Source organism: Microbacterium lemovicicum (assembly GCF_003991875.1).
GTDB lineage: Bacteria > Actinomycetota > Actinomycetes > Actinomycetales > Microbacteriaceae > Microbacterium > Microbacterium lemovicicum.
In genome coordinates this window covers 1,826,647-1,852,870 of sequence record NZ_CP031423.1, presented here as the reverse complement: position 1 = coordinate 1,852,870, position 26,224 = coordinate 1,826,647, and the positions used below count along the sequence as shown (strand labels likewise).

27 protein-coding genes and 1 tRNA gene are annotated in these 26,224 nt (G+C 71.2%); 17 read left to right on the top strand and 11 right to left on the bottom strand.

What is annotated here, in order from left to right:
• Window positions 1–125: 125 nt before the first annotated feature.
• From CVS47_RS08685 to CVS47_RS08665, 5 genes are all read left to right on the top strand, one after another.
• Entirely contained in the window at window positions 126–539 is a 414-nt protein-coding gene (locus tag CVS47_RS08685; protein ID WP_127095730.1) for a CBS domain-containing protein, read from the top strand.
• A 3-nt stretch (window positions 540–542) separates the two neighbouring features.
• A complete protein-coding gene (locus CVS47_RS08680) occupies window positions 543–953 on the top strand; it encodes a four-helix bundle copper-binding protein (RefSeq protein ID WP_452311577.1) in 411 nt (136 codons plus the stop codon).
• A 370-nt stretch (window positions 954–1,323) separates the two neighbouring features.
• The gene (locus CVS47_RS08675; protein ID WP_164734621.1) at window positions 1,324–1,899 is read left to right on the top strand and encodes an RNA polymerase sigma factor; all 576 of its coding nucleotides are present in this window, start codon (window positions 1,324–1,326) and stop codon (window positions 1,897–1,899) included.
• 29 nt (window positions 1,900–1,928) lie between these two features.
• Complete coding sequence (locus tag CVS47_RS08670) at window positions 1,929–2,213, top strand: putative quinol monooxygenase (RefSeq protein WP_127095728.1); 285 nt, start codon at window positions 1,929–1,931, stop codon at window positions 2,211–2,213.
• A gap of 225 nt (window positions 2,214–2,438) precedes the next feature.
• Window positions 2,439–4,439: an ABC1 kinase family protein gene (locus CVS47_RS08665; RefSeq protein WP_127095727.1), complete on the top strand. Its 2,001-nt coding sequence runs from the start codon at window positions 2,439–2,441 to the stop codon at window positions 4,437–4,439.
• A gap of 41 nt (window positions 4,440–4,480) precedes the next feature.
• On the opposite strand, the gene CVS47_RS08660 is transcribed toward CVS47_RS08665, so the two are convergent.
• From CVS47_RS08660 to CVS47_RS08650, 3 genes are read right to left on the bottom strand one after another with little or no spacing between them, the layout of a single operon-like run.
• A complete protein-coding gene (locus CVS47_RS08660) occupies window positions 4,481–5,821 on the bottom strand; it encodes a flavin monoamine oxidase family protein (protein WP_127095726.1) in 1,341 nt (446 codons plus the stop codon).
• Window positions 5,755–6,654 carry a cytochrome c oxidase assembly protein gene (locus tag CVS47_RS08655; protein ID WP_164734620.1) on the bottom strand — a complete coding sequence of 300 codons (900 nt, stop codon included), beginning with the start codon at window positions 6,652–6,654 and terminating at the stop codon, window positions 5,755–5,757. The genes CVS47_RS08660 and CVS47_RS08655 overlap by 67 nt, the downstream gene beginning before the upstream one ends.
• Window positions 6,651–7,169: a DUF2243 domain-containing protein gene (locus CVS47_RS08650; protein WP_127095725.1), complete on the bottom strand. Its 519-nt coding sequence runs from the start codon at window positions 7,167–7,169 to the stop codon at window positions 6,651–6,653. The genes CVS47_RS08655 and CVS47_RS08650 overlap by 4 nt, the downstream gene beginning before the upstream one ends.
• 15 nt (window positions 7,170–7,184) lie before the next feature.
• Here CVS47_RS08650 and CVS47_RS08645 point away from each other — a divergent pair, with 15 nt between their 5' ends.
• The 3 genes from CVS47_RS08645 (at window position 7,185) to CVS47_RS08635 (ending at window position 9,561) form a co-directional block, all read left to right on the top strand.
• Window positions 7,185–7,613 carry a phage baseplate assembly protein V gene (locus CVS47_RS08645; protein ID WP_127095724.1) on the top strand — a complete coding sequence of 143 codons (429 nt, stop codon included), beginning with the start codon at window positions 7,185–7,187 and terminating at the stop codon, window positions 7,611–7,613.
• A gap of 54 nt (window positions 7,614–7,667) precedes the next feature.
• On the top strand, window positions 7,668–8,903 hold the full coding sequence (locus CVS47_RS08640; RefSeq protein WP_127095723.1) for a hypothetical protein: 1,236 nt from the start codon (window positions 7,668–7,670) through the stop codon (window positions 8,901–8,903).
• Window positions 8,904–9,000: 97 nt separating this feature from the next.
• A complete protein-coding gene (locus tag CVS47_RS08635; RefSeq protein WP_241240079.1) occupies window positions 9,001–9,561 on the top strand; it encodes a 2'-5' RNA ligase family protein in 561 nt (186 codons plus the stop codon).
• 17 nt (window positions 9,562–9,578) lie between these two features.
• Here CVS47_RS08635 and CVS47_RS08630 read toward each other — a convergent pair whose 3' ends face one another.
• The 3 genes from CVS47_RS08630 to CVS47_RS08620 form a co-directional block, all read right to left on the bottom strand.
• Window positions 9,579–10,907, bottom strand: a complete 1,329-nt coding sequence (locus CVS47_RS08630; RefSeq protein ID WP_127095722.1) for an MFS transporter — start codon at window positions 10,905–10,907, stop codon at window positions 9,579–9,581.
• 34 nt (window positions 10,908–10,941) lie between these two features.
• On the bottom strand, window positions 10,942–11,520 hold the full coding sequence (locus CVS47_RS08625; protein ID WP_127095721.1) for a hypothetical protein: 579 nt from the start codon (window positions 11,518–11,520) through the stop codon (window positions 10,942–10,944).
• A 65-nt stretch (window positions 11,521–11,585) separates the two neighbouring features.
• A complete protein-coding gene (locus tag CVS47_RS08620) occupies window positions 11,586–12,413 on the bottom strand; it encodes an inositol monophosphatase family protein (protein WP_127095720.1) in 828 nt (275 codons plus the stop codon).
• Window positions 12,414–12,506: 93 nt separating this feature from the next.
• Between CVS47_RS08620 and CVS47_RS08615 the strand changes: the two genes are divergently transcribed.
• Window positions 12,507–12,582: transfer RNA gene (locus CVS47_RS08615), tRNA-Lys, on the top strand.
• 64 nt (window positions 12,583–12,646) lie between these two features.
• Here CVS47_RS08615 and CVS47_RS08610 read toward each other — a convergent pair.
• The 3 genes from CVS47_RS08610 to CVS47_RS08600 form a co-directional block, all read right to left on the bottom strand.
• The gene (locus CVS47_RS08610) at window positions 12,647–13,678 is read right to left on the bottom strand and encodes a PIG-L deacetylase family protein (protein WP_164734619.1); all 1,032 of its coding nucleotides are present in this window, start codon (window positions 13,676–13,678) and stop codon (window positions 12,647–12,649) included.
• Window positions 13,679–13,796: 118 nt separating this feature from the next.
• Window positions 13,797–15,023 (bottom strand): MFS transporter, encoded by a 1,227-nt coding sequence (locus CVS47_RS08605; RefSeq protein WP_127095718.1) that lies wholly within the window; start codon window positions 15,021–15,023, stop codon window positions 13,797–13,799.
• The gene (locus CVS47_RS08600; protein ID WP_127095717.1) at window positions 15,020–15,454 is read right to left on the bottom strand and encodes a MarR family winged helix-turn-helix transcriptional regulator; all 435 of its coding nucleotides are present in this window, start codon (window positions 15,452–15,454) and stop codon (window positions 15,020–15,022) included. The genes CVS47_RS08605 and CVS47_RS08600 overlap by 4 nt, the downstream gene beginning before the upstream one ends.
• Window positions 15,455–15,533: 79 nt before the next feature.
• On the opposite strand from CVS47_RS08600, the gene CVS47_RS08595 reads away from it, so the two are divergent.
• Entirely contained in the window at window positions 15,534–16,508 is a 975-nt protein-coding gene (locus tag CVS47_RS08595; protein WP_127095716.1) for an alpha/beta hydrolase, read from the top strand.
• Here the strand turns inward: CVS47_RS08595 and CVS47_RS08590 are convergent.
• Entirely contained in the window at window positions 16,477–17,265 is a 789-nt protein-coding gene (locus CVS47_RS08590) for an IclR family transcriptional regulator (RefSeq protein WP_127095715.1), read from the bottom strand. The genes CVS47_RS08595 and CVS47_RS08590 overlap by 32 nt on opposite strands.
• 102 nt (window positions 17,266–17,367) lie before the next feature.
• On the opposite strand from CVS47_RS08590, the gene CVS47_RS08585 reads away from it, so the two are divergent.
• From CVS47_RS08585 to CVS47_RS08575, 3 genes are read left to right on the top strand one after another with little or no spacing between them, the layout of a single operon-like run.
• Window positions 17,368–18,138, top strand: a complete 771-nt coding sequence (locus tag CVS47_RS08585; RefSeq protein ID WP_127095714.1) for a CoA transferase subunit A — start codon at window positions 17,368–17,370, stop codon at window positions 18,136–18,138.
• A gap of 1 nt (window position 18,139) precedes the next feature.
• On the top strand, window positions 18,140–18,817 hold the full coding sequence (locus CVS47_RS08580; protein ID WP_206502583.1) for a 3-oxoacid CoA-transferase subunit B: 678 nt from the start codon (window positions 18,140–18,142) through the stop codon (window positions 18,815–18,817).
• Window positions 18,814–20,001, top strand: coding sequence for an acetyl-CoA C-acetyltransferase (locus tag CVS47_RS08575; RefSeq protein ID WP_127095713.1), 1,188 nt, complete (start codon window positions 18,814–18,816; stop codon window positions 19,999–20,001). Before CVS47_RS08580 ends, CVS47_RS08575 begins: the two co-directional genes overlap by 4 nt.
• Window positions 20,002–20,005: 4 nt before the next feature.
• Here the strand turns inward: CVS47_RS08575 and CVS47_RS08570 are convergent, their stop codons facing one another.
• Window positions 20,006–20,260 carry a hypothetical protein gene (locus CVS47_RS08570; RefSeq protein WP_127095712.1) on the bottom strand — a complete coding sequence of 85 codons (255 nt, stop codon included), beginning with the start codon at window positions 20,258–20,260 and terminating at the stop codon, window positions 20,006–20,008.
• A gap of 135 nt (window positions 20,261–20,395) precedes the next feature.
• On the opposite strand from CVS47_RS08570, the gene CVS47_RS08565 reads away from it, so the two are divergent.
• Genes CVS47_RS08565 through CVS47_RS08550 form a run of 4 tightly spaced genes read left to right on the top strand, consistent with a single transcriptional unit; the run spans window position 20,396 to window position 26,224 of the window.
• Window positions 20,396–21,829, top strand: a complete 1,434-nt coding sequence (locus CVS47_RS08565) for an alpha,alpha-trehalose-phosphate synthase (UDP-forming) (protein ID WP_127095711.1) — start codon at window positions 20,396–20,398, stop codon at window positions 21,827–21,829.
• A complete protein-coding gene (gene otsB / locus CVS47_RS08560; protein WP_127095710.1) occupies window positions 21,826–22,656 on the top strand; it encodes a trehalose-phosphatase in 831 nt (276 codons plus the stop codon). The genes CVS47_RS08565 and otsB overlap by 4 nt, the downstream gene beginning before the upstream one ends.
• 9 nt (window positions 22,657–22,665) lie before the next feature.
• A complete protein-coding gene (gene ilvD / locus CVS47_RS08555) occupies window positions 22,666–24,378 on the top strand; it encodes a dihydroxy-acid dehydratase (RefSeq protein WP_127095709.1) in 1,713 nt (570 codons plus the stop codon).
• A 40-nt stretch (window positions 24,379–24,418) separates the two neighbouring features.
• A complete protein-coding gene (locus tag CVS47_RS08550) occupies window positions 24,419–26,224 on the top strand; it encodes an acetolactate synthase large subunit (protein WP_127095708.1) in 1,806 nt (601 codons plus the stop codon).

Sequence of the window (26,224 nt, the reverse complement as noted above, 5' to 3'; positions counted from 1 at the left end):
CATTCTGTCCGGCCTGCTTCAGATCCGCCGCCGCGCAGCTCGTCGGATGTCAACCCCCGTCACCGACCACGGGGACCGGCACGTATCGTGCGGGGCACATCGACCCCCGACGAAAGGTGAGTGAAATGACTTCTGCCCGTGACCTGATGACGCCCGACCCGCGCTGCGTCGGCGAGAAGGACTCCCTCGTCGAGGCGGCACGGCTTCTTCGTGATCTCGACGTGGGAGCCCTTCCGATCTGCGGGGAGGACGGCCGGCTGAAGGGCATGCTCACGGACCGCGACATCGTGGTGAAGTGCCTCGCCGACGGCGGAGACCCCTCGAGCGTCGTGGCGGGAGATCTCGCGGAGGGCGAACCCGTCACGATCGGCGCCGATGACGACGTTCAAGAGGCCCTGCGCACCATGCAGGACCATCAGGTGCGCCGTCTGCCGGTCATCGACGGTCACGACCTCGTCGGGATCATCAGCCAGGCCGACATCGCCCGGTCGCTGTCCTCGTCCGATACCGGGCGCACCGTCGAGGAGATCTCGGAGTAGCCGGTGTCGATCATCGGTCGGATGCGGGACACGCGTCCCGGTGCGACTTCGAGCCCCTACGACGCGGCCCTGATCGAGTGCGTGCAGGCCTGCGCGGAGTGTGCGCAGGCCTGTTCGTCCTGCGCCCGCGCGTGCGTGGACGAGGAGATGGTCGCGGAGCTGCGCCGCTGCATCCGTCTGGATCTGGATTGCGCGGAGGTCTGCGCCGCCACGGCCGGGGTGCTGACTCGGTGGACCGGCGACGGCGACCGGCAGTCCCTGGTGGCACTGCTGGAGGCATGCCGCATCGTCTGCCGCGCGTGCGCCGTGGAATGCGAGGGGCATGCCGGGATGCATGAACACTGCGCGGTCTGCGCCGAGGCCTGCCGCCGTTGCGAGGCCGCGTGCTCAGCGCTCCTGGTGGCGCTCGTCTGACCCCGCGATCTCGAACTCCCGCCGACCACACGCCTCGACATCACCGGACGCTCCTCCATGACCACGCACGAACTCATCGAATCCATCGAGAAGGCGAACCGTCAGGAAGCCGCTCGCAGCCGTGAGACGAATGGCGCGGGCAAGGCGACCAGCTCCTCGTGGTCGCGGCACGAAGGAGAGCGCGGCCCAGCGCATCCGTCGCGGGACGTGAAGCAGTGTGAAGGATATGTATCCCCTGTCCTTCTCCCCAGACTTGCGCGGACCACCCATCCATTCCGATTCGCGTCCCGAAGTATTCGCGTACATATACTTCGAAGACCGGATCCCCATGCTCGCCATCGCACTCCCGGGCCGTACGCATGCGCACAGCATGTCGTCGGTCCGCATCTCCGCTCCGCCCCTGACGGATCCCGACTCCGACGGGATGCTGGTCCTCCGCGCCGCCGCCGGCGACGCCCGCGCCTTCGACGACATCGTCCGCCGGCACACGGCGCTGCTCCGCACCACGGCGTCGCGCATCCTCCGCAGCTCCAGCGACGTGGATGATGCCGTGCAGGACACCTTCATCGCGGCCTGGCGGCACCTGCACACGCTGACAGACGGCGCCACGATCGGAGGCTGGCTGCTCACGACCCTCCGTCGGCAGTGCTACAGCCGGCTGCGGTCCGCCGCGCACCGCCACCGCGCGGACTTCGACGGCGACGTCGCCGAAGCGTCCGAGCGCGGTCCTGCCTCGATGTACGCGCGATCGGCTCTGGCCACCGAGGCCCGAGCGGTGCTGGACCGGATGCCGGAGCTCCAGCGCCGCTGCTGGGAGCTGCGCCAGCTGCACGAGGCGAGCTACCGCGACATCGCCGTGGAGCTGGGGGTGTCCACCAGCGTGGTGCGCGGACAGCTCGCGCGGGCGCGCTCGCTCATGGAGACAACGTTGTCGCACTGGCGCTGAGCCCGGCCGACGCGGTCTACCGTGGAGCGATGAGCGCGATCCGCCTGACAGGGCACCTCATCTGCCGCACCGCGGCCGAGGCGGACATCGTCGCCCGGCACCTTGCGCGACACATCCACCTCACGCGTGCCGAGGAGGGGTGCCTGGCCTTCGCCGTCGAGGCGACGCAGAATCCTTTGGTGTGGTCGGTCTCGGAGCGGTTCGCCGACGAGGACGTCTTCCGGCTGCATCAGGCCCGTGTCGCCGTCAGCGACTGGGGCCGCGCCACGGCGGGGATCGAGCGTCGCTACACCGTGACGGGTCTCACCTCGTAGCAACCCCTTCCGTCACGACGGCTGACGGCGATCGTCAGCGGGCGGACGACGGACGAGTGCTCGTCCTGGTACTGCGCCCAGCGCACGTCGCTGTCGGTGAACAGGATCGAAGTCACCCACTCGGCGCCGGTCGTGCCCGTCGGACGTCGACCGGCGGGCATCGCCGGGCGTCCGTCGTGCAGAGGACCGCTCGCTGTCCCTATCCTGCTCACAAGGGGGATACCGATGATCACCGATGTACTCACGGTCGTACTCGCGCTGCTGTCTGCGCTCCTCGTCGGCTTCGTCGCCCGGCGCACACTGGCGACCCCCGTCGGCTGGCCGCGGAGCATCATCGTGGGGCTGCTCGTCTTCCTCACGGGGCCGGCGTTCGCGAACTGGGTGGTCGATGAAGCGGCGATCCTCCCTGAGAGCGGTGAGACCGGCGACGCGCGCATCGCCTTCGTCGCGATCGGTCTCGTGATCATCGCGCTCGCATGGATCTTCGCGCTGGGGGTGGCGATCCTCGTCGGGCTCGAGGCGATCTTCCCGACGCGGCCGCTGTCCAACCCGATCACGGTGATCAGGGCCGCCAGCCGGCGCGCGAAGCGGTCGCGCCGCTATCTGCAGATCGTCGGCATCGCCTCGCGCCACGGCATCGGCTGGATGTTCTCCGGCAGCAACCGCGCGGCACACGAGCTGACCACGAGCCAGCAGCGCGCGCAGGCGCTCGTTCGAGCGATCAACGCATCGGGCGTCAGCTTCGTCAAGCTCGGCCAGGTGCTCTCCACTCGGCGCGACATGATCCCGGAGCCCTACATCAGCGCCCTCGGGTCCCTGCAGTCCAGCGCGACGACACTGGAGTGGGCGGAGATCCGCGAGGTCATCCGCGCGGAGGTACCCGGCGACGTCGACGCCGTGTTCGCCTCGATCGACGAGGTGCCGCTGGCCGCGGCATCCGTCGCGCAGGTGCACACGGCCACGCTCATCGACGGCACTCCGGTGGTGGTGAAGGTGCAGCGCCCCACCGCCCGCGCGCAGGTGACCGCCGACGTAGACATCATCCTCCGACTCGCCGAGCGGGCGGAGACGCGGACCCGCATCGGCCGCAACCTCCGGCTGCAGTCGGTCGCGCGCGGATTCACGACGTCGCTGCTCGACGAGCTCGACTACCGCATCGAGGCCACCAACACGGAGATGATCCGCCGGTCGCTGGCGAAGATCTCCTCCGACCATGAGTCGATCGGCATCTCGGTACCGCGGCTGTTCCCCGCGGCATCCAGCGCACGCCTGCTCACCATGGAGCTCGTCGACGGTGTCCCGCTCAGCCGCGCGGCAGACCGGCTCGACGCGCTGCCGAAGGAGCGGCGCACCGCGCTGGCGGCCCGCCTCATGGGCGCCGTCGTGGAGCAGATGCTGGTGCACGGGGTCTTCCACGCCGACCTCCATCCCGGCAACGCCATCCTGCGCGAGGACGGCACACTCGGACTGATCGACTTCGGAGCCGTCGGCATCCTGGAGCACAGCCAGCGCCAGCGGCTCACCGCGCTCCTGCTCGCCGCCGCGAGCGAGGACGACGTGGCAGCCACCGACGCGCTGCTGCTCATCGTGGACGCGCCGTCCGATCTCGACGTCGACGCCTTCCGTCACGACATCGGCGTGGTGATCACCTCGGAGCAGTACCGGCCCTCGGGCAGCGGCTCGATCTTCACGCGCATGGTCGACGTCATCCGCGAGAACCGAATCGGTCTGCCGGGCGATCTCGCCGCAGCGTTCCGCAGCCTGGCGACCCTCGAGGGGTGCCTCAAGGTGATCGATCCGGACTTCGACATGATGCGCCAGGCGCTTCTGCTCGTGCCGAAGCTGCTGCGCCGCGTGCAATCGCTGCCCCGCGCGGCCACGAGCGCACAGGCGCGTGCGGCCGTGCTCGCCGAGATGGTGGGCACGCTGCCGCACCGGGCCGACGCGGTGCTCTCGGGCATCGAGAACGGCACGCTGGCCATCCGGGTGAAGTCGCTCGACGAACCGGAGCGGGCGTTCCTCACCTCCACGACGTCACTCGTCGTCGGCACCGTCGTCTCGATCGCCGCGGTGGTGGTCGCCGTCGTGCTGATCGTCAGCGACACCGGACCGATGCTCGTCGGGCAGGTCGGCATGTTCGACCTGCTGGGCGCCGTGATCGGCTTCTTCGGCTTCCTCGGGCTGCTGCGGGCGGTGCGTCAGACCTTCGTCGGCCCACGCGGCTGACCCCGCGTGCTCACGGGCTCAAGCGCTGTCAGCCGACGGGTTCAGCTCGTCCAGATCCGCTCGATCGGCACCTCGTGCCCCAGCACGCGTTCCGCCGCTCGATGGCCAGAGCACAGCGCGGCCGTGACCGTGGCCGGATCGTCGGTCCACGTCGCCTCCCCGGCGAGATGCAGGACGCCGTCGACCGGCTCGGCGAGGTCGTCGTGGTCGGCCGTGGTCGCCCCGAGGGTCATGTAGGCGTACGACCCGCGTGCGAACGGATCGTCCTGCCAGCGCGTGACGACGGCCGACAAAGGGTCGGGGATGCCGTCGCCGTACAGCCGTCTCAGCTGCGTCATGACGGATGCCACGATCTCGGCATCGCTCCACGACCGGGTCTCTACGGCCGCGGGGCCGGCGGCGAAGGTGAGCAGCGCCGGCTCGCCGTGCAGACGCGTGAGGTCGTACCAGGAGTGCCACCACGCGCCCTCGGCACCCTGCTGACGGATGACGTAGACCTCGTCGTCCCAGAAGGCGACCGGGAAGCGCAGGAAGACCTTCTCGAAGGCGTTCATCGCGAGCCGGCCGAGAGCGGCCGTGTGCGCCGACGGCAGCGGCGGGTCGAACACGGGATCGCCGGACTGCAGCACACCGACCGGGACGGTCACGATCACCTGCGCCGCCGCGAATGTTCCGCGATCCGAGACGACGGTGACGGCGGACCCTCCGGTCGAGGCGTCGAGCCGCTGCACCCGCGTCACGACGTGCTCGAGACGCACGTCCAGACCCTTCGCCAGGCCGCGCGGCAGCGCGTCGTACCCGTCGGGGAACACCACCTCGTCGCCGTCGATCGAGTCGTCGTCGAGCCCGTGTGCGGCGAGGTCCTCGATCCACGCGCCGTACTGCTCCTCCGCGCGATGCTCCAGATACTCGCGCACGCGCTGCGTCCGCTCGGCATCCCAGCCCTGGGCCGCGAGCGCCTCCTCGGTGACGTCGCGGTACGACGCGGCGGCGGCGGAACCCGCGATCGCCTCGGCGAGGGTTCGGTCGACGGCGTGGATGTCGGCGACGTACGCCCGAGCCGCAGCATCCGTCAGTCGCTCTCCCGACGGACCGTAGTGGGAGGTGGGCCGGCTGTCGGGCTGATAGCCGCCGACGGTGAACTCGACCATGCGCATGCCGAAGGCCGCCGCGGTCGCCGCGACGGGGGAGTCCGTGACGCCGTGGATCCACGACGCGCCGAGGTCCGTCGCCGTGCCGCCGGCGCGGTCGGTGACGACGCGGCCGCCGACGCGGTCGCGGGCTTCGAGCACGACCACCCGCTGTCCGGCGTCGCTCAGGAGGGTGGCGGCGGTGAGACCCGCGACCCCCGCACCCACCACGACGGTGTCGAAGAGCTCCATCGGTTCCCCCTGTCGGCGCGCGCTCGGCGCTCTGCCGACGCTACCGCCGCACGCACACCTCCGCGACCGTCGCGAGCGGTCGCCCGGTACCACTGCAGGCAGAAGACGAGCACGACGGATGCCTCGACCCACCCGCCCGCGTAGTACATGAGCTCCGCTCCGGCGCGGGCGTCCTCAACAGACACTCCGGCGGGCGGGTGGGCGTAGAGGTGCTTCGCGAGGATCGCGTGCGAGGCCATCGAGACCGCGAGGACCGCGGCGCGCAGGATCCACCCCGGGCCGTGCGGCCGCGGGTCGATGCCGATCACGGCCGACGTGAACAGGAAGCCCGCGACGAGGAGGTGCGCCTGCACGAGGAGGTGCACGAGGGGGTCCGATCGCATCAGCGACACGAGGGGCGTGAGGTACAGCATCCAGAGTCCGCCCGCGCTGAGCACGAGGGTCGTCACGGGAGCGGAGACGAACCGCGCAGGGACGCTGCGCAGCAGTCGGGAGAGCCTGCGCGCGGGATCGACCGCCAGCGTCCGCAGCGCGAGCGTGACCGGTGCCGACAGCACGAGCAGAACCGGCGCGACCATGCCGATCAGCAGATGAGTCCGCATGTGGGCGGTGAACCCGGTCTGCGCGGCGTCGGCGAGCGGGCCCACCACCGCCGCCGTGGCGGCTGCGACCCCGAGGACCGCGCACAGCGAGCGGGTCCAAGGCCACGGACGCCCACGACGGGCGGACAGGACCACTCCGACGGCGTAGACGGTGACAGCGAGTGCGGCGATCGCCGCGAAGAGCCAGCCGGCTTCGCCCCCGGCGTGCGCGTGACCGGTCGCCGCGATCACCACTCGGTGGTGTCGCAGCGGCGCGGCGCCGAGCCCGTGCGGATGAGGAGGACGACTCCGGCGACGAGCAGCACCGTGGCCACGACGTTCCACACGATGTCGTAGGCGAGCAGGTCGTCGACCGCGCGGATCTGGTGGATGCGCCAGAGCTTGTGCTGCACCAGTCCGTCGTAGAGCTGGAAGGCTCCCGCGCCGGCGAGCACGCCACCGCTCCAGCGCAGCCAGGACAGTCCGTCGCGCCGGCGCAGGTCGGCCAGGAGGAAGAGCCCGCCGATCGTCGCGAACCAGCTCACGGCGTGGAAGATCCCGTCGGAGATGAGCCCGACCTGCGTGCCCGCACGGTCGTAGAAGTGGTGCCAGCGCAGGAGCTGATGGAAGACGGTCTCGTCTATGAACGCCACGAGCCCGACGCCGAACAGGATGCCGGACCAGGCGTTGCGGCTTGCGTGACGAGGTCGCTCGCGCTCCGACGACGGGCGATCGTCGGGGGTCGCCGTCGAGGAGGAGGCAGACATGCAGACGAGCTTGACGTGCCCCGACGGATGGCGGCGACGGGGTCGACGGTCGTGCGCGCGCCGTGGTATCGCCCCACGGTGCTTCCTCGTCGTACGGTGGGCAGCATGATCGTGCGCGCGGTGGCACAGGGCGACCCCGACCCGGAGGGTCGGGGTCGGGTGCGGGTGGAGATTCCGAACCAGGGGGTGACGATGTGGGCCGATCGTGTCTTCCCTCTCACGCCTTTCGGCGACGTCGAGGTGCCCGGGGGTGCCGCGGTCTGGGTCGGCTTCGAGGGCGACGACGGCGCGTCGCCCGTCGTGCTCGGCCTCGTCGACCCGCTGCCACGCTCGGCCGCGCGCACCCTCCAGGTGGAGCGCATGGGCGACGCCTGGGACCAGGGTCACGCCGCGGGCTCCCAGGACGGCGCGCAGAGCTCGGACACGCCCAACCCCTATCGCTGACTCGGCGACGGCCGGGTCGCGGGCGGTGCCGGCGGTCCCGGTTAGAGTGCACACGTGTCCACCCCCTTCGACGACTCGGCTCCCTCGCCTGTCCCGACCGACGTGGTCGATCCGTCTGCGAGCGATGCCCTGGAGGCTCCCGCGCCGCCGGAGCCGGCGCCCGAGAAGCGTCGCACCCGCGGCATCCTGATCAGCGTCGGCTGTGTCCTGCTGGTGGCGATCGCCGCGGGAGTGGGCGTGTTCGTGCACCTGTCGGCTCACGAAGCGTACGACGCGGCGAGGGCCGCGGCGGAGAGCTCGATCGAGGAGGCCGCTGCGGCGCGCGACGGCCTGTCGGCGTCGGTGAGGAATCGTGCCGATGTGGTCGCGGGCGCGGACGACGTGGTGGCCGTCGCACCGGCGGATCTCGTCGACCCGGCCGCGCTCGCGGCGCTGGGTGAGCAGACCGCATCAGGCGAGGCGACGGTGGAGCGGGCGCAGGCGACGATCGAGTCGTGGGAGGCGCCCGTTCTCGCGGAGAAGCCGTTCTGGACGTGGGAGCTGACAGCCGACAGCGCCGCCCTCGCGAAGGAGGAGCGCGACGCGGGGTCCTTCGAGGATTCCGCCGACACCGCCGAGGCCGAGCTCGACGCCGCGGACACGGCGGTGACGGATGCCGCGGCCGCCCTCTTCGCCTCGGCACCGGTGGTGGCGGCGACCGTCGAACAGGCGAACGTCTCGGCGGCGACGGGCTCGGTGCTCGATTTCCGCGATGCGGCGGAGGCGGTCGCCGCGCAGGCGCTCCCGTCCGATGAGGCCGCGACCGCCCTGACCGCGTACGCGGATCGCGCCGCGGCGCTGCGGGCCTCCCAGGCGGCCGAGCTGGCGGAGAAGGCCGGACCGCAGCTCGACACGCGGCTGGAGATCGAGGCCTACGCGCGGTCCATCAGCGGGGGAGTGCTGCTCGACTTCGACTGGGCGCCGACGGCGGCCGGCGCCGGGGGTGCGAACTCGATCGGCGGGACGGCGACGTGGGACTCGTCGCGCGGCGGATCCTCGACCATCACGTTCTCGTACTCGGTCGCCGACTGGTGGCCCGGCGATGACGCACGGGCACTCGTCACGCACGAGGTGGGTCACTCCATCACCGCGAAGTGCTACCAGCTGTTCGACTCGCAGTCCGGCCCCGCGAACGAGGAGTGGGCGACCGCGTGGGCCATCAGCATGGGACAGACGGCCGAGGGCAACGGCGTGCAGGCCTACGGCTACCCGTCGCAGGCCATGATCGACCTCGCGAGCGGGTGCCGGTGATCCCGTGCCCGTAGACCAGCCGCCGTCCGGACGCCCGCCGTCCGGGAACCCGCCGTCCGGGAACCCGACGTCCGGGAACGCGACGCCCACGAACCCCGTGCCCGGGAACCCGTCGCCCACGAACCCCGTGCCCGGGAACCCGACGCCCACGCGGAAAGCCGTCGTCAGCATTGAGCTGACCCTCGACGCCGCCACCGACGCCGCGGTCCGAGCCGACTGGGCCCGCCTGATCGACGCGGGGCTGCCGAGCCTCGGGCGGCATCCGTCACCCTCGAACAGCCCGCACATCACTCTGCTCGTGCGCTCGACGCTCGAGCCGGTCGACTTCGCCTCCGCCGTCGACCTGCTGCCGATCGACGTCGAGCTCGGCGAGCCGACGGTCTTCCCCCACGGCGATCGCGGCGTGCTGGTGCGGCCGCTCCTGGTCGATGAGAGCCTCCGCCGCCTCCACCGGGCGGTGCATGACGCGGCGCCGCCCGGCGAGGATGCGCCGTTCACGGCTCCGGGTGACTGGACGCCGCACGTCACACTGGCGCGCCGTCTCCGGCTCGACCGTCTCGACGAGGCGCTGGCGCTGCTCGGCCCCGCCGGCCGCGGCCGAGGCGTCGCGCTGCGACGCTGGGACTCGGTGACGGCGACGGTGACGGTGCTGGGCTGAGGGCTCCGGCCGCCCACTCAGCGCGGGTAGTTCTGCGTCCCGCCGATATGCCGGATGGTCCGGCGCCGCTCGATGACGATCGCCGTCGCGCCGACGAGCCACAGCGGCACCTGCGTGAGGAACGCGATGCGGAAGGCGTCGAGCGAGTAGGTGTCGGGCGTCCCGGCGCCCTGCACGTCCATCGCGATGCCGATGAAGAGGATCGCGATCAGCGCGGCCAAGAAGCCGCCGCCGTTGACGATGCCGGTCGCGGTGCTCAGCCGGTGGCTGGGATTGAAGGTGCGCGCGTGGTCGAACGCGATCATCGACCCGGGTCCGCCGGCGCCGAGGGCGAACATCAGCACGAGCAGCACGCCGATGGGCGCCGGCCCCGGCCACAGGATCACGACCAGCCACGTCAGAGCCTGGAAGCCGATGATCGGCAGCACGAGCCACCGCGACCGGCGCGTGGGATGGCGGCTGGAGAGCGCGCCGATCACCGGGCCGCAGAGGATGCTGAACACCACGAACGACGTGAGCATCACGGAGGCGACGGCGGGCGTGAGCCCCTCGCCCCGGGTGAGGAACGGGAATCCCCACAGGAGGACGAAGGCGGTCCCGGCGAACGGCGTCGTGAAGTGCGACCAGAAGGCGAGCCGCGTCGCCGGATGCTGCCACGACGCGCGGAACCCCTCCCGCAGGTCGGCCGAGGAGCGCACCACACGGATGGCGCCGGTCGACGTGTCCACCGTCGTGTCGACGGCGTCGTCCCGGCGTTCCGGGGGCCGGTTGCGGATGATCGCGAACGTGAGCACCGCGAACAGCACTCCGAGGCCCGCGAGGCTGCCGAACGTGATGCTCCACGACGTCGCGTGCAGGAGCGCCGCGAGCGGGATGACCGCGATGATCTGGCCGAACTGCCCGACGATGCCCGTCAGCTGCACGAGCACCGGGCTCCGCTGCGCCGGGAACCAGGTGGCGACGACGCGCAGGACGCTGGGGAAGACCGCGGCGTCACCCGCGCCGATGAGCACACGGGCCAGGATGCCGATGCCGACGGCATCCGCCGACGCCATGACGGCCTGCCCGAGCGCCATCAGCACCATGCCGATGGCGATGATCGGCCGCGCGCCCCAGCGGTCCAGCAGCAGGCCGATCGGCACCTGCATGCCGCCGTAGACGGCCAGCTGGATCACGGCGAACAGCGAGAGCGTCGAGGCGTCGGCATCGAAGCGCACAGCGGCGTCCACGCCCACCGACGACAGTGACGAGCGGTTGACGATCGCGACGACGTAGGCCGCGACGCCCACCCCCCACACCAGCCAGGTGCGCCAGCCGGGTGAGCGGAGGAGAGCCGGGGTGGTCACGTCTGCGTCGTCGATCGGATGCCGCGGCCCGCGGTCAGACCTTCGGCCACTCGATGAGCAGCAGGCTCTGCTTCGTGTCGGCGTACTTCACCCAGCCGGCGCCGAACTGGTAGGTCAGGCCGTAGCCCTCGGCGTCGGTCGCGATCGTCGTGGACTCGGGCTCGGTGAGGTACACGCCGCCCGCGCCCTCCTCGCGCTTCCACCCCTCGGCGACGAGCGTCTGCTGGGCCTCGGTCGCGTCCGCCGTCTCGATGGGGGCCCAGCCGAAGATCTGCACGCGGTCCGTCGCCGTGGTGAAGTCGCCCCAGGTGCACTGCACGCCGGCGTCGATCACGAGCTCGCCGATGCGCATCGGCTCCGACTTCGCCGTCCAGCCGACCTTCTCGAACTGCTCGACGGTGGACTCGGGGATGATCCGGTCGCACGTGGGCTGAGCGGCCGGGACGGCGGTCTCGTCCGACGCCGCCGTGGGCGACGGCGAGGTCGCCACCGGCACGGGAGAGGTGGCCTCGCCCGTGGGGGCGGCCGAGGGGCCGCCCGCGCACGCGGCGGTCAGTGCCGCGGCGGCGACGATGAGCGCGATGGCGCCCAGTCGGTGCGGGCTACGAGTCATCGGGTCGTCTCCGGGTGCGATCGTGTGCGGTCGTGAAGGGGTGGGAACGGGGAGCGGAGGGCGCGTCAGGCGTCGTGGAGGAGAGTGAGGAACGGCTCGTGCAGGCGGTCGTTCGTGGCCACGACCGAGCGGTCGGAGAGGGTCGTCGTGCCGTCGAAGGCGGTCACGCGCCCGCCGGCCTCGGTGATGATCGGCACGTGCGCGGCGATGTCGTACTCCTTGACGCCGAACTCCGCGACGAGCTCGAGGCGCCCCTCGGCCAGCAGCATGTACGGCCACGCGTCGCCGTAGCCGCGATCGCGCCACACAGCCGCGGTGAGCCGCTCGAGCGCATCCAGTCGTCCGACGTCACGCCACTGGCCGATGCTCTGGAAGCTGACGCTCGCCGTGTCGACGGTGTCGACGGTCGAGACCGAGAGCCGTCGGGGTTCGCCGGACGGGGTCGTCGTCCACGCTCCCTGTCCGGTCGCCGCCCACCAGCGCCTGCTGAGCGCCGGCTGGCTGACGACGCCGACCTGCGGCACGCCGTCCACGGCCAGGGCGATGAGCGTCGCCCACATCGGGATGCCCTTCAGGTAGTTCGCCGTGCCGTCGATCGGATCGATGATCCACTGTCGGATCGTGGAGCCTGACGACCCGAACTCCTCGCCGAAGATGCCGTCCTCGGGCCGCTCCCGCGCGAGGATGTCGCGGATCGCGCGCTCGGTGGCGAGGTCGGCCTCCGTCACGTGCGTCGCGTCGGCCTTGATCTGCACGTCGAGGTCGGCCGCGTCGAAGCGCGCCATCGAGACGGCATCGGCCGCATCCGCCAGACGGAGGGCCACCGCCAGATCCTCCGCGTGCGGCTCCGCGGAATCGGGCGCCGCTGGGAAGGCCGAAGGAGGAGGGGTCACGCGCTCCAGGATACCGGCGACCGTGGGGCTCGATTGGCGGGACCGGCGATCGTGATGCTAACGTTGACCCTCGGTTCGACTCGTGCGAATCACGCACCTCTAGCTCAATCGGCAGAGCAACTGACTCTTAATCAGTGGGTTCTCGGTTCAAGTCCGAGGGGGTGCACCACGACCGCCTCTCGTCGGGACGACGTCCCCGAGAGGCGGTTCTTCTTCTCCGGTGAAAAGGCCGATCAGGGGCCGTCGTCGGTGAAGAGTCCGGCATCCGTCCGGGCATACTGACGCTGCAGCCAGGCGCCGAAGCGCGGCACGGCGAGGCAGCTCTTGTAGTTCACGCACTTGTCGACGACGGTGTCGCCGTGAGCGTAGGCGCTGAAGGCGTCGATCTTGCGGACCAGGGCGTCGCCCTCGATGTTCGGCGCGAAGTTCTCGCTCTGGTAGCCGATCGCGTACGACACGAGATCGACCGGATACCCGGCGTTCTCCCACGCCTCGCGGGTCGCGTTGCCGACCATCTGGTGGTCGGCGTGATCGCCGGCCGACCACTTCCGGGAATCGCCCGGCACGGACGTGAGGATCGTCGCCGGTGTGAACCGGTGGATGAGGGCGTCGAGGGAATCGACGATCTGCTGCCACGTGAGGGAGTAGCTCCCCGAGAGGCTCCTCAGAGACGGGATGACGCCGTTGGCGAGCTTCAGCAGGCTGACGTCGCCGGTCGTGGGGAAGCCCTGGCCCTGGAGATTCCCGTCCGGGAGACGGAAGAACACGAGGGTGACGCGATCATCGTCGGTCGGACGCCAGGCCACGACCTTCGCACCGGAGTCCAGGGTGACATCGGTGCTCGTCCATTCGGACTTCTCGCCGCGCATGACGTTGTAGGCGCGCATGATGCCCTGCTCGCGACCTGCCGCATAACCCGGCCCCTTGCCGGCGTCGCCGCCCGTGAGGAAGACCGTGCGGATGCAGTTCCCCGCGTGGATCGCGTCGTCGAGGCGCGAGCCCGCGAAGAGCAGATCGTCGTCGTAGTGCGCCCAGATCGACAGCGTCGTGGGCGCGCCGAAGCACGAACCGCCGAGCGGGTCGGCTCCGCGCATCTGCGCGGTGGGCTGCGGGGTGCCGGAGGTCGTGGACGCGGACGCCCAAGACCGGTCCGCTCCTCGCTCCGACGCGGCCGCGGGGACGGCCACGAAGGTCGCCAGCAGGAGGGCGGCGACACCGAGCAGCGCTCCTGCTCGCGGGCGCCAGCGATTCGCACTTCTTCGCACGGCTCTCTCTCCCGAATCGCCCCCCGGCGGCTCGCACGGGCATGATCCTGCCATACCGGGCTGTCCGCGCACCGCAACGCCGCCGGGTCAGCCCGACGGCGTCGCGGAACGGGGGAGATCAGGCGGCGTCGCCCACCAGCACCGAGACCGCTTCGTCCGCCTGATCGGCCTCGCGCTCGTCGACGCGCGCGAGGGCTCGGCGCCCGATCAGGATGGTGGCGGCGGCGATGAGGACGGATGCCGCGGCGAAGACGTACGGCACGCGCGCGTCGAAGGCGTGCCACAGCGCGGCCGCGATCGGCGGGGCGGCCGCACCGCCGAGGAACCGCACCGCGGAGTACGCCGACGAGGCGACGGAGCGGGGAAGGTCGGTGGCCTCCATGACCGACTCCGTGAGCACGGTGTTCATCACTCCGAGCAGCAGGCCGCCGACGACGATGCACGTCACGAGACCCGCGGGGTCGCTCGAGAACAGCGCCGCGGCCAGCAGGTCTACCGCCAGGAGCGGGAGGACGATGAGGATGACGGTGGTGCGCCGCATCCGACGCATCATCCACGGCGCCACCCAGACGCTCGTGATCGCCAGGCCCAGGCCCCAGCCGAAGAAGGTCAGGCCGATGCCCATCGCACCGAATCCGAGCGGGAAGGGCGAGAAGGCCAGCAGCACGAAGAAGCCGATGTTGTAGAACAGGGCCGTGATGGCCAGCACGGCGAGGGCCGGCTGACGCAGGGCACGGAAGGGTGCCGCGAGCGAGACGGGCTGTCGCGGCTCACTCGGCCCCCGCAGCAGCACGAGCACCGCGACGAAGGCGATGGCCATGAGGGCGACGACGCCGAAGAACGGTCCGCGCCAGCTGAGCTCGCCCAGCAGACCGCCCAGGAGAGGGCCGATGGCGATGCCGAGCCCGAGCGCCGCCTCGTAGAGCACGATCGCCGCGCTGCTGCCGCCGGAGGCGGCGCCGACGATCGTCGCGAGCGCCGTGGAGATGAAGAGCGCGTTGCCCAGGCCCCAGCCCGCGCGGAAGCCGATGATCGCGTCGACGCTGCCCGCGGTCGCGGACAGGAGGGCGAACACGACGATGAGGGCGAGACCGATGAGCAGCGTCCGCTTGGCGCCGATGCGGCTGGAGACCCAGCTGGTGATGAGCATCGCGAGTCCCGTGACGAGCAGATAGCTCGTGAAGAGAAGCTCGGTCTGCACGGCGGAGGCCTGCAGCGACTCCGCGATCGCGGGGAGGATGGGATCGACGAGCCCGATCCCCATGAAGGCGACGACAGACGCGAAGGCGACCGCCCAGACCTGTGCCGGCTGGCGCCACACGCCGGACGATGCGCCGCCGCTCATCGAGCGACCTCCACCCGGGAGGAGGTGCGCTCGGACAGGATCGTGGCGACCCGCGAGAGCGCCGCCCAGTCGTCGTCATCGAGGTCGTCGAACATCGGCTCGAGCGCATCGCGCAGCTGCACGAGCCAGGCGTCGAGCGCCCGGAGGCCGTCCGTGGTGACTTCCACGACCGTCGCGCGCGAGTCGTCGGGGTCGCTGGCGCGGGTGACGAGCCCCGCATCGGCCAGCTGAGCCACCAGCCGCGTCATCCCCGGCTGCGTGATGCGGCTGAGGGAGGCGAGCGTTCCCAGGCGGAGCGGCCCCTCCGCGCGCAGGATGTTCAACGTCCGCCATTGCGCGGCGGGCGCCTCATTGCGTGTCTCGACGGCGGCGATGCGGGTCAGCACCTGCGCGGCGACGACGATCCTCTCGATGTCTTCTGAACGACTCATACCCAAAGTATATACCTCAGGTATGTAACCGGGGTCACTACCGCCGCCACGACGACAGCGCGGGTAGCGTGTGGGCTCTATGAGCGCCCTGTACGAACGCCATCGCACCCTCGACGTCGCCGTCCCCGGCGGCGACCTGCGCGTGGGGGTGTGGGAGCCGACCCCCTCGGAGGAGAGCGAGCGGGCGTCAGCGGATGCTGCACCCGCCGTGCTGCTCGTCCACGGCGTCACCGCCTCGCATCTGTCGTGGCAGCTCGTCGCCGAGCGGCTCCCGCGGGCGCGGGTCATCGCCCCCGACCTCCGCGGTCGCGGCCGCAGCGCCGGCCTCGCCGGTGCGGCGGGCATGGCGGCCCACGCGGACGACCTCGTCGCCGTGCTCGACGCACTGAACGTCGACACCGCCGTCGTCGCCGGTCACTCGATGGGCGCGTTCGTGGCCTTGGTGCTGGGGGAGCGTCACCCGGAGCGCGTGTCGCGGCTCGTCCTCGTGGACGGCGGTCTGCCGCTGGACCTGCCGGAGGACATGCCGACCGACGAGGTCATCCGGCTGGTGCTCGGCCCCACCGCCGAGCGGCTGTCACGGCGATTCGCCTCAGAGCAGGACTACCTGGACTTCTGGCGGGCGCACCCCGCCTTCGCCCGGGACTGGTCGCCCGCCCTCGAGGCCTACCTCGCCTACGACCTCGTGGGGGAGGCGCCCGAGCTCCGGCCGTCGACGTCGTACGCCACGCTCGAAGAGGATTCGCTCGACCAGAACACCGGACACGACATCTCCGCCGCCCAGTCGCGGCCGCAGCATCCGGTGATCCTCCTCAGCGCGGAGCGCGGCCTGCTCGACCAGGTGCCGGCGCTGTACGCCGCGGAACGGCTGTCGCACAAGGTCGCGGCGGTGCCCGGGCTGCGGCACCTGCCCGTGGCAGACGTCAACCACTACACGATCGTCCTGTCCGACCGTGGCGCCGACGCCGTCGCGGAGGCCGTGCGGGCCGAGATCTCGGCGGACCACCGCGCAGCCGTCGATGTCAGCGATGCGAGGCGGCCACGCGGGTCGTGAGCTGGTGGGCGTGCGCGAGGAGCGTGCGTCCGAGTTCGGCGATGCGGTCGGGCCCGAACCGGAACTCCACGCCCGTCAGGCTCAGCGCCCACTGCGGGTGCCCGCTCCGGTCGAACACCGCCGCTCCGAGCCCGAAGCTCCCCTCCACGATGAGTCCCGGGTTCACGGCGTAACCGCGTTCGCGCGTCTCGCGGAGCCGAGGCCGCAGCCGCCGGGGGTCGTGCGCCGCACCCCACCGCTCTCCGATGTCGGGGTGGCGGTCGAGGTACGCGTCCACATCGTGGGGCGGAAGGAACGCGAGGATGGCGAGCCCCGCCGATGCGACCCCGAGCGGGAAGCGCACGCCCTCGCTCAGCACGAAGGAGCGGATCGGGAAGCTCCCCTCCTCGCGCAGGAGGCAGACGGTCTCGTCACCGCGGCGCACGGACAGGAAGGCGCTCTCCTCGGTGCGCACGGCGAGGGAGCGCACGACGTCACGCGCGACATCGGTGATGTCGTAGCGGGATGCCGCCACCGTGCCCATGAGGAAGAGCTCCGGCCCGGGCATCCACCGTCCCGTCCGCTCGTCGTGGTCGACGAGCCCTTCGTGGGCGAGGGCGGCCAGCAGCCGGTGAGCGGTCGGCCTCGTCAGCCCTGCGTCGCGGGCGACGTCGGTGACGGCGACCCCGGACGCGCCCCCGGAGGTGACCAGCCGGAGCACACGCGCGGCGCGGGCGACCGCCTGCGCGCCGGGGACGGAGGTTCTCGCGGTGTCCACGATATGGACACTAGGCGTCGTGCCTTCCACATGGCAACGCCCGGCGTGACGCGGCGCTGTTCGGCGACGAGGATGAATGGGTCCGACGACGAAGGAGTGCGCGTGATCGACAAGACCTACGGCTCGGCGGCTGAGGCCGTCGCCGACATCCCCGACGGCGCGTCGCTCGCCGTCGGCGGATTCGGACTCTCCGGCAACCCGATCGCGCTGATCGAGGCGCTGCTGGCGCAGGGGACGACCGACCTCAGCATCGTCAGCAACAACTGCGGCGTCGACGACTGGGGGCTCGGCATCCTGCTGAGCGCACGGCGCATCCGCAAGATGACCTCCTCGTACGTCGGCGAGAACAAGGAGTTCGAGCGTCAGTTCCTCTCCGGCGAGCTCGAACTCGAGCTGACGCCGCAGGGCACGCTGGCCGAGAAGCTGCGCGCCGGCGGATCGGGCATCGCCGCTTTCTTCACGCAGACCGGCGTGGGCACCCAGGTCGCGGAGGGCGGGCTCCCGCGCCGCTACGACGGATCGGGCGGCATCTCGGTCGCCTCGCCCGCGAAGGACGTGCGCACCTTCGACGTCGACGGAACGGCGCGGGAGTACGTGCTCGAGGAGGCGATCGTCACCGACTTCGCACTCGTGCACGCCCTGCGCGGCGACCGCTTCGGCAACCTGGTGTTCAACAAGGCGGCGCGCAACTTCAATCCGCTCGCGGCCATGGCCGGCCGGGTCTGCATCGCCCAGGTGGAGGAGCTCGTCGAGCCGGGCGAGCTCGATCCCGACGCCGTCCACCTGCCCGGCGTCTTCGTCCACCGCGTGGTGGAGGTCGGCACCGGCATCGAGAAGCGCATCGAACGTCGCACCGTCACGGAGGTCAGCTGACATGGCACTCACCCGCACACAGATGGCGGCCCGTGCCGCCGCAGAGCTCGCCGACGGCTCGTACGTCAACCTCGGCATCGGCCTGCCGACCCTGGTGCCCAACCACGTGCCCGACGGCGTCACGCTGGTGCTGCAGTCGGAGAACGGCATCCTCGGCGTCGGCCCCTACCCGACCGAGGACGCCGTCGACCCCGACCTGATCAATGCGGGCAAGGAGACGGTGACGACGCTGCCCGGCGCGGTGTTCTTCGATTCGGCGACGAGCTTCGGCATGATCCGCGCCGGCAAGATCGACGCGGCCATCCTCGGCGCCATGCAGGTGTCGGCCTCGGGCGACCTCGCGAACTGGATGATCCCCGGGAAGATGGTCAAGGGCCCGGGCGGGGCGATGGACCTCGTCCACGGCGCGGGCACGGTGATCGTGCTCATGGAGCACGTCGCGCGCGACGGCTCCGCGAAGATCGTCGACACCTGCTCGCTGCCCCTCACCGGGCGAGGCGTGGTCGATCGGATCATCACCGACCTCGCCGTCATCGACGTCACGCCCGCCGGCCTCGTGCTGGTCGAGACCGCCCCCGGCGTCACCGTGGACGAGGTCGTCGCCGCGACCCAGCCGCCGCTCATCCTGGCCGACGGACTGACCGTCACCGCCTCCACTTCACCTGAGGAGCTCTCATGACCGACGCCCAGGACATCGTCATCGTCGCCGCCGCACGCACCCCGCAGGGCCGGTTGAAGGGTCAGCTGGCCTCCTTCACCGCCCCGCAGCTGGGCGGCCTCGCCATCCGGGGCGCGCTCGAGCGCGCCGGCATCGACGCGGAGCACGTCGACGCCGTGATCGTCGGCCAGGTGCTGCCGGCGGGCTCCGGCCAGAACCCCGCGCGACAGGCCGCGATCGCGGCCGGCATCGGCTGGGACGTGCCGGCCTCCGGCGTCAACAAGGTCTGCCTCTCGGGACTCACCGCCATCATCGACGCCGCCCGGATGATCCGCGTCGGCGACGCGGACGTCGTCGTGGCTGCCGGGATGGAGTCGATGACCCGCGCTCCGCACCTGCTGATGGGATCGCGCGACGGCTACGCCTACGGGAGCATCGAGGTGCTCGACCACATGGCCTACGACGGCCTCACCGACGCCTACGACCGTGAGAGCATGGGCGCGTCGACCGAGCGGCTGAACCCGCACTACGAGGTGACCCGCGAGCAGCAGGATGCCGTCGCCGCCCGTTCTCACCAGCGTGCGGCCGCCGCGCAGCAGGCCGGCGTCTTCGACGCGGAGATCATCCCGGTCGAGGTGCCGCAGAAGCGCGGCGAGGCGGTCACCGTCACCGCCGACGAGGGCATCCGCCCCGACACGACGGTCGAGACGCTGGCGAAGCTGCGTTCCGCCTTCGCCGAGGGCGGCATGATCACGGCGGGCAACTCCTCGCAGATCTCCGACGGAGCCTCTGCGGTCGTGCTGACGACGCGCGGCTCCGCCGAGGCCCACGGGTGGGACGTGCTGGCCACGGTCGGCGCCAACGGCCAGGTCGCCGGACCGGACAACTCGCTGCACGCGCAGCCGGCGCGGGCGATCGCCCAGGCCATGGACCGCCAGGGCATCACGGCCGACGACCTCGACCTCGTCGAGATCAACGAGGCTTTCGGTGCGGTCGTCGCGCGCTCGCAGACCGAGCTCGGCGTGTCCGATGACGTCGTGAACATCCACGGTGGAGGCATCGCGATCGGCCACCCGATCGGTGCCAGCGGCAACCGGCTCGTGGTGCACGCGGTGCACGAACTCGTGCGCCGCGGCGGCGGCACGGCGGCCGTGGGCCTCTGCGGCGGCGGCGGTCAGGGTGAGGCGCTGATCCTCACCCGCTGAGGGGTCAGCCCTTCAGGCGCTTCTTCAGCAGCTTGGCCTGCTCGCCCGCCCGCGGGCTGTCACCGGCGACCAGCTTGCCGCGCGACGCCCGGCGCGTGTCGACGACGGCGCCGATGGCCAGGGCGAGCGTGATGGCCCAGCTGGCCCATCCGAGTGCGGTGCGCCACGTGAACGGCTCGTCGTCCCGCAGTCCGCGCAGCAGGGTGACGCCGCCGGTGACGGCGCTGATGAGACCGGTTCCGAAGAGGTACTTGCGCATTCCCCCACGGTAGCGCCCGTCCCGGCATGCGAACGGGACTTGACACGGCGACGGCGCGCGACCGCGCTCGCAACCCCCTGTCCGGTCCGGGGCCCGCTGTTAGCCTGGAACGACATCCGCAACAGGGGAGCACTTGTGCCGCAGGCTGATCTTGTCGTCGTCGCCAACCGCCTTCCGGTGGACCACGACGAGACCGTCGACGGCGGGTGGCGTCGCTCGCCCGGAGGCTTGGTCACGGCGCTGGAGCCGGTCATGCGCGGCGCCGACGGCGCCTGGGTCGGCTGGCCCGGCCGCGCCGGGCTGAAGGCGGAGCCGTTCGAGTTCGAGGGCACGCAGCTCGTGCCGGTCGAGCTGTCCGACGAGGAGGTCGAGCTCTACTACGAGGGCTTCTCCAACGACACGATCTGGCCGCTCTACCACGACGTCATCGCCGCACCGCGCTACCGCCGGCAGTGGTGGGAGTCGTACGTGCAGGTCAACGAGCGGTTCGCGGAGGCCGCGGCATCCGCCACTGCCGAAGGCGGCACCGTCTGGGTGCAGGACTACCAGCTTCAGCTCGTGCCGCAGCTGCTCCGGCAGGCGCGACCCGATCTCACGATCGGGTACTTCCACCACATCCCGTTCCCGGCATACGGGCTGTACTCGCAGCTGCCTTGGCGCCGACAGGTGCTGGAGGGGCTGCTCGGAGCCGACGTGATCGGCTTCCAGCGCGTCGCCGACGCCGGCAACTTCGCCCGCGCCGTGCGTCGCCAGCTCCGCTACGAGACGAAGGCGTCGGGCATCACGGTGCCGCAGCCCGACGGCACCGTGCGCACCGCCGTGGCACGGGCGTTCCCGATCTCCATCGACACCGCCTCCTACGAGGAGCTCGCCCGGCGCGAGGACGTCCGCGCCCGCGCGGCCGAGATCCGCGAGAGCCTCGGCAACCCGAAGCACATCCTGCTCGGCGTCGACCGGCTCGACTACACCAAGGGCATCCGGCACCGCCTCAAGGCGTTCGGCGAGCTGCTGCAGGACGGCCGGCTCGACGTCGAGGACGTGACCCTCGTGCAGGTGGCGAGCCCCAGCCGGGAGCGCGTCGCGGCCTATGTGCAGCTGCGCGACGAGATCGAGCTGACGGTCAGCCGCATAAACGGCGACTACGACACGATGGGCCACAGCGCCATCCGCTACCTGCATCAGGGCTACCCGCGCGAGGAGATGGTGGCGCTGTTCCTCGCCGCCGACGTGATGCTCGTCACGGCTCTGCGCGACGGCATGAACCTCGTCGCCAAGGAGTACGTCGCGTCGCGGGTCGACAACCGGGGCGTGCTCATCCTGAGCGAGTTCGCCGGGGCCGCCGACGAGCTGGGAAGCGCGCTGCGCATCAACCCGCATGACATCGGCACCCTCAAGGACACGATCATGCAGGCGGTCGAGATGTCACCGGCGGAGCAGGGACGCCGCATGCGGGCGCTGCGCAAGAAGGTGCGCGACAACGACGTGGAGAAGTGGTCGCGCGACTTCCTCGATGCCCTCGACACCGCGCGCGCCCGCAACTCGGCAGCCCGATCGGAGGCCGCATCATGACCCCGCACGACAGCGACACGACCCTGGAGGCCGATACCCTCGCCGCGCTCGAGCGGATCGCCGGCACCGACGTCCTGCTCGTCGCCCTCGACTTCGACGGCACTCTGTCCCTGCTCCAGAAGGAGCCGATGAAGGCCCGGATGCTCCCCGAGGCGCGGGCCGCCGTCGACGCGCTGGCCGCCCTCCCGCGCACGGTCGTGGCGCTCGTCTCCGGGCGGACGATCGAGGACCTGGCCGTCATCTCGGAGCACGCCGACGACAGCCCGATCGACATGGCCGGCTCGCACGGAGCCGAGTTCCTGATCGCGGGCGAGCGGATCGCCGTCGCCGAGGAGGACCCGGCTGCCGTCGCCCTCCGCGACGAGCTGCGGTCCAGGGCCGAAGGCGAGCTCGCCGACCTCGACGGGGTCTGGGTGGAGCCGAAGACCTACGGCTTCGGCGTGCACACCCGCGCCGCCTCCGACGACGACGCCGCCCGGGCGCTCGAGACCGCCGACGCGATGGTCGCCGAGCGGGCGCCGGAGTGGCGTCGCCGCACGGGCCACAGCATCGTGGAGTACTCCTTCCGACAGGAGGGGAAGGATGCTGCGCTCCGCGTCCTCCGGGAACGCCTCTCCGCCACGGCGGTGCTCTTCGCCGGCGACGACACGACCGACGAGGACGCACTCGGATCCCTGACCGGCGACGATCTCGGCATCCGGGTGGGGGAGGGCGACACGGCCGCGGCGGTGCGCGTGCCGGACGCCGCGACGCTGTCGTCCGCGCTGGCCGTCCTCGCCCGGCTGCGGGCCGTCGCGACGGCAGAGGCGGCGCCCGCGCGGGAATAGACTCGCAGCATGCCCGAGCACGATGCCTCCGCCCCCATCGACATCAAGCCCCGCAGCCGTGTCGTCACCGACGGCATCGAGGCCACGACCTCGCGCGGCATGCTCCGCGCCGTCGGAATGGGCGACGCCGACTGGGACAAGCCGCAGATCGGCATCGCGTCCAGCTGGAACGAGATCACCCCCTGCAACCTGAGCCTCGACCGCCTCGCCCAGGGCGCGAAGGAAGGCGTGCACGCCGGCGGCGGCTACCCGCTCCAGTTCGGCACGATCTCCGTCTCCGACGGCATCTCGATGGGCCACGAGGGCATGCACTTCTCCCTCGTCAGCCGCGAGGTCATCGCCGACTCCGTCGAGACCGTCATGATGGCCGAGCGCCTCGACGGCTCCGTGCTCCTCGCCGGCTGCGACAAGTCGATCCCCGGCATGCTCATGGCCTCCGCGCGGCTCGACCTCTCCAGCGTCTTCCTCTACGCCGGCTCGATCGCCCCGGGCTGGGTGAAGCTCTCCGACGGCACCGAGAAGGACGTCACGATCATCGACTCGTTCGAAGCGGTCGGCGCGTGCCTGGCCGGCAAGATGAGCGAGGCCGACCTCAAGCGCATCGAATGCGCGATCGCCCCCGGCGAGGGTGCCTGCGGCGGCATGTACACCGCGAACACCATGGCCTCCGTCGCCGAGGCGCTCGGGCTCAGCCTCCCCGGCTCCGCCGCTCCGCCCTCGGCCGACCGCCGTCGCGACTACTTCGCGCACCGCTCGGGCGAAGCCGTCGTCAACCTGCTCCGTCAGGGCATCACGACCCGCGACATCCTCACCAAGGAGGCGTTCGAGAACGCGATCGCCCTCGCCATGGCGCTCGGCGGCTCGACCAACGTCGTGCTGCACCTGCTGGCCATCGCCAACGAGGCCGAGGTCGAGCTCAACCTGCACGACTTCAACCGCATCGGCGACAAGACGCCCCACGTGGCCGACATGAAGCCGTTCGGCCAGTACGTCATGAACGACGTCGACCGCCACGGCGGTATCCCGGTCATCATGAAGGCCATGCTCGACGAGGGCCTGCTGCACGGCGACGCGCTCACCGTGACCGGCAAGACGCTCGCGGAGAACCTCGCCGATCTGAACCCCGACCCGGTCGACGGCACGGTCATCCACTCGTTCGACGACCCGATCCACGCGACGGGCGGCATCACGATCCTGCACGGCACCATGGCGCCGCAGGGCGCGGTCGTGAAGTCCGCCGGCTTCGACGGGAACGTCTTCGAGGGCCCCGCCCGCGTGTTCGAGCGCGAGCGCGCCGCGATGGACGCGCTGGAGGCGGGCGAGCTCGCCGCCGGCGACGTCGTCGTCATCCGCTACGAAGGACCCAAGGGCGGGCCCGGCATGCGCGAGATGCTCGCCATCACGGCCGCCATCAAGGGCGCTGGCCTCGGGAAAGATGTATTACTCTTGACGGACGGCAGATTCTCAGGCGGCACAACCGGCCTGTGCATCGGCCACATAGCACCCGAAGCAGTCGACGCAGGTCCGATCGCATTCGTGGGCGATGGTGATCTGATACGGGTCGATATCGCGGCTCGCACTCTCGACCTACTCGTCGACGAGGCCGAGCTGAGCTCCCGCCGCTCCGGCTGGGAGCCGCTTCCTCCGCGCTACACCCGAGGCGTCCTGGCCAAGTACTCCAAGCTCGTGCACTCCGCCGCGGAAGGCGCCGTCACGGGCTAGGCCCCCGACATCCGCTCACTCTCCATCGAGGTCGATCACAATGCCCGTCGATACCGCCACGGCCGTGCCACGGCCGCCTGCCCGCACCTCCTCCGCCGCCCCGACGATGACGGGCGCCCAGGCCGTCGTGCGCTCGCTCGAGTTGCTCGGCGTCACCGACGTCTTCGGCCTGCCCGGCGGCGCCATCCTGCCCGTCTACGACCCGCTCATGGACAGCACCGAACTCCGGCACATCCTGGTGCGCCACGAGCAGGGTGCCGGCCATGCCGCCGAGGGCTACGCCTCGTCGTCGAACCGGGTCGGCGTGGCGATCGCCACCTCCGGCCCCGGTGCGACCAACCTCGTGACCGCCATCGCGGACGCCTACATGGACTCCGTGCCGGTCGTGTTCATCACCGGCCAGGTCTTCTCGACCCTGATGGGCACGGACGCGTTCCAGGAAGCCGACATCGTCGGCATCACCATGCCGATCACCAAGCACTCCTTCCTGGTGAAGGACGCCGCGGAGATCCCGGGCGCCCTGGCCGCCGCGTTCGAGATCGCCGGCACCGGCCGTCCGGGGCCCGTCCTGGTGGACATCACCAAGGACGCCCAGCAGGCCGAGGCTCCCTTCGTCTGGCCGCCCAAGGTCGATCTCCCCGGCTACCGTCCGGTCACCAAGGCCCACGGCAAGCAGATCCAGGCCGCCGCGCAGCTGCTGGCCTCCGCCAAGAAGCCGGTGCTCTACGTCGGCGGCGGCGTGATCCGCTCGAAGGCGTCCGCCGAGCTTCTGAAGCTCGCCGAGGCCACGGGCGCGCCCGTCGTCACGACGCTCATGGCCCGCGGCGCGTTCCCCGACTCCCACCCGCAGCAGCTCGGCATGCCCGGCATGCACGGGACGGTGCCGGCGGTGCTCGCGCTGCAGGAGGCCGATCTCCTCGTCTCCCTCGGCGCCCGCTTCGACGACCGCGTGACCGGCAAGGCGGCTCTGTTCGCCCCGCACGCCAAGGTCGTGCACGTCGACATCGACCCGGCCGAGATCTCCAAGATCCGCACGGCCGACGTGCCGATCGTGGGTGACCTGAAGGATGTGCTCGTCGACCTCGAGGCCGCGTACCGCGCGGCCGCCGACGGCGCGGCGCCCGACACGGGGGAGTGGTGGTCGTACCTCGACGGCCTCCGCGAGGAGTTCCCGCTGGGCTACGCGCCCACCACCGACGGCCTCCTGTCTCCGCAGCACGTGATCTCCCGCATCGGCGAGATCACCGGTCCCGAGGGCGTCTTCGCCGCCGGCGTGGGACAGCACCAGATGTGGGCCGCGCAGTTCATCAAGTACGAGCGCCCGAACGCGTGGCTGAACTCCGGCGGCGCCGGCACCATGGGCTACGCGGTGCCCGCGGCCATGGGCGCCAAGGTCGCCCAGCCCGAGCGTCACGTCTGGGCGATCGACGGCGACGGCTGCTTCCAGATGACCAATCAGGAGCTCGCCACCTGCGCGATCAACAACATCCCGATCAAGGTCGCGATCATCAACAACTCCTCGCTCGGCATGGTCCGCCAGTGGCAGACGCTGTTCTACGACGGCCGCTACTCGCACACCAATCTCAACACCGGCGCGGGATCGATCCGCATCCCCGACTTCGTGAAGCTCGCCGAGGCCTACAACTGCCTGGCGATCCGCGTGGAGCGCGAGGACGAGGTGGATGCCGCGATCAGGCTCGCCCTGGAGACGAACGACCGCCCCGTGGTGATCGACTTCGTGGTGAGCGCCGACGCGATGGTGTGGCCGATGGTCCCCCAGGGCGTCAGCAACAGCTACGTGCAGTATGCCCGCGAGCACTCGCCCGCATTCGACGAGGAGGCCTGA

Bases quoted from the DNA above. Each gene is read 5' to 3' on its own strand.
- CVS47_RS08685 (WP_127095730.1), top strand. From the start codon at position 126: ATGACTTCTGCCCGTGACCTGATGACGCCCGACCCGCGCTGCGTCGGC.
- CVS47_RS08675 (WP_164734621.1), top strand. From the start codon at position 1,324: ATGTCGTCGGTCCGCATCTCCGCTCCGCCCCTGACGGATCCCGACTCC.
- CVS47_RS08670 (WP_127095728.1), top strand. From the start codon at position 1,929: ATGAGCGCGATCCGCCTGACAGGGCACCTCATCTGCCGCACCGCGGCC.
- CVS47_RS08665 (WP_127095727.1), top strand. From the start codon at position 2,439: ATGATCACCGATGTACTCACGGTCGTACTCGCGCTGCTGTCTGCGCTC.
- CVS47_RS08660 (WP_127095726.1), bottom strand. From the start codon at position 5,821: ATGGAGCTCTTCGACACCGTCGTGGTGGGTGCGGGGGTCGCGGGTCTC.
- CVS47_RS08650 (WP_127095725.1), bottom strand. From the start codon at position 7,169: ATGTCTGCCTCCTCCTCGACGGCGACCCCCGACGATCGCCCGTCGTCG.
- CVS47_RS08625 (WP_127095721.1), bottom strand. From the start codon at position 11,520: ATGACTCGTAGCCCGCACCGACTGGGCGCCATCGCGCTCATCGTCGCC.
- CVS47_RS08605 (WP_127095718.1), bottom strand. From the start codon at position 15,023: ATGAGCGGCGGCGCATCGTCCGGCGTGTGGCGCCAGCCGGCACAGGTC.
- CVS47_RS08600 (WP_127095717.1), bottom strand. From the start codon at position 15,454: ATGAGTCGTTCAGAAGACATCGAGAGGATCGTCGTCGCCGCGCAGGTG.
- CVS47_RS08595 (WP_127095716.1), top strand. From the start codon at position 15,534: ATGAGCGCCCTGTACGAACGCCATCGCACCCTCGACGTCGCCGTCCCC.
- CVS47_RS08580 (WP_206502583.1), top strand. From the start codon at position 18,140: ATGGCACTCACCCGCACACAGATGGCGGCCCGTGCCGCCGCAGAGCTC.
- CVS47_RS08575 (WP_127095713.1), top strand. From the start codon at position 18,814: ATGACCGACGCCCAGGACATCGTCATCGTCGCCGCCGCACGCACCCCG.
- CVS47_RS08570 (WP_127095712.1), bottom strand. From the start codon at position 20,260: ATGCGCAAGTACCTCTTCGGAACCGGTCTCATCAGCGCCGTCACCGGC.
- otsB (WP_127095710.1), top strand. From the start codon at position 21,826: ATGACCCCGCACGACAGCGACACGACCCTGGAGGCCGATACCCTCGCC.
- ilvD (WP_127095709.1), top strand. From the start codon at position 22,666: ATGCCCGAGCACGATGCCTCCGCCCCCATCGACATCAAGCCCCGCAGC.
- CVS47_RS08550 (WP_127095708.1), top strand. From the start codon at position 24,419: ATGCCCGTCGATACCGCCACGGCCGTGCCACGGCCGCCTGCCCGCACC.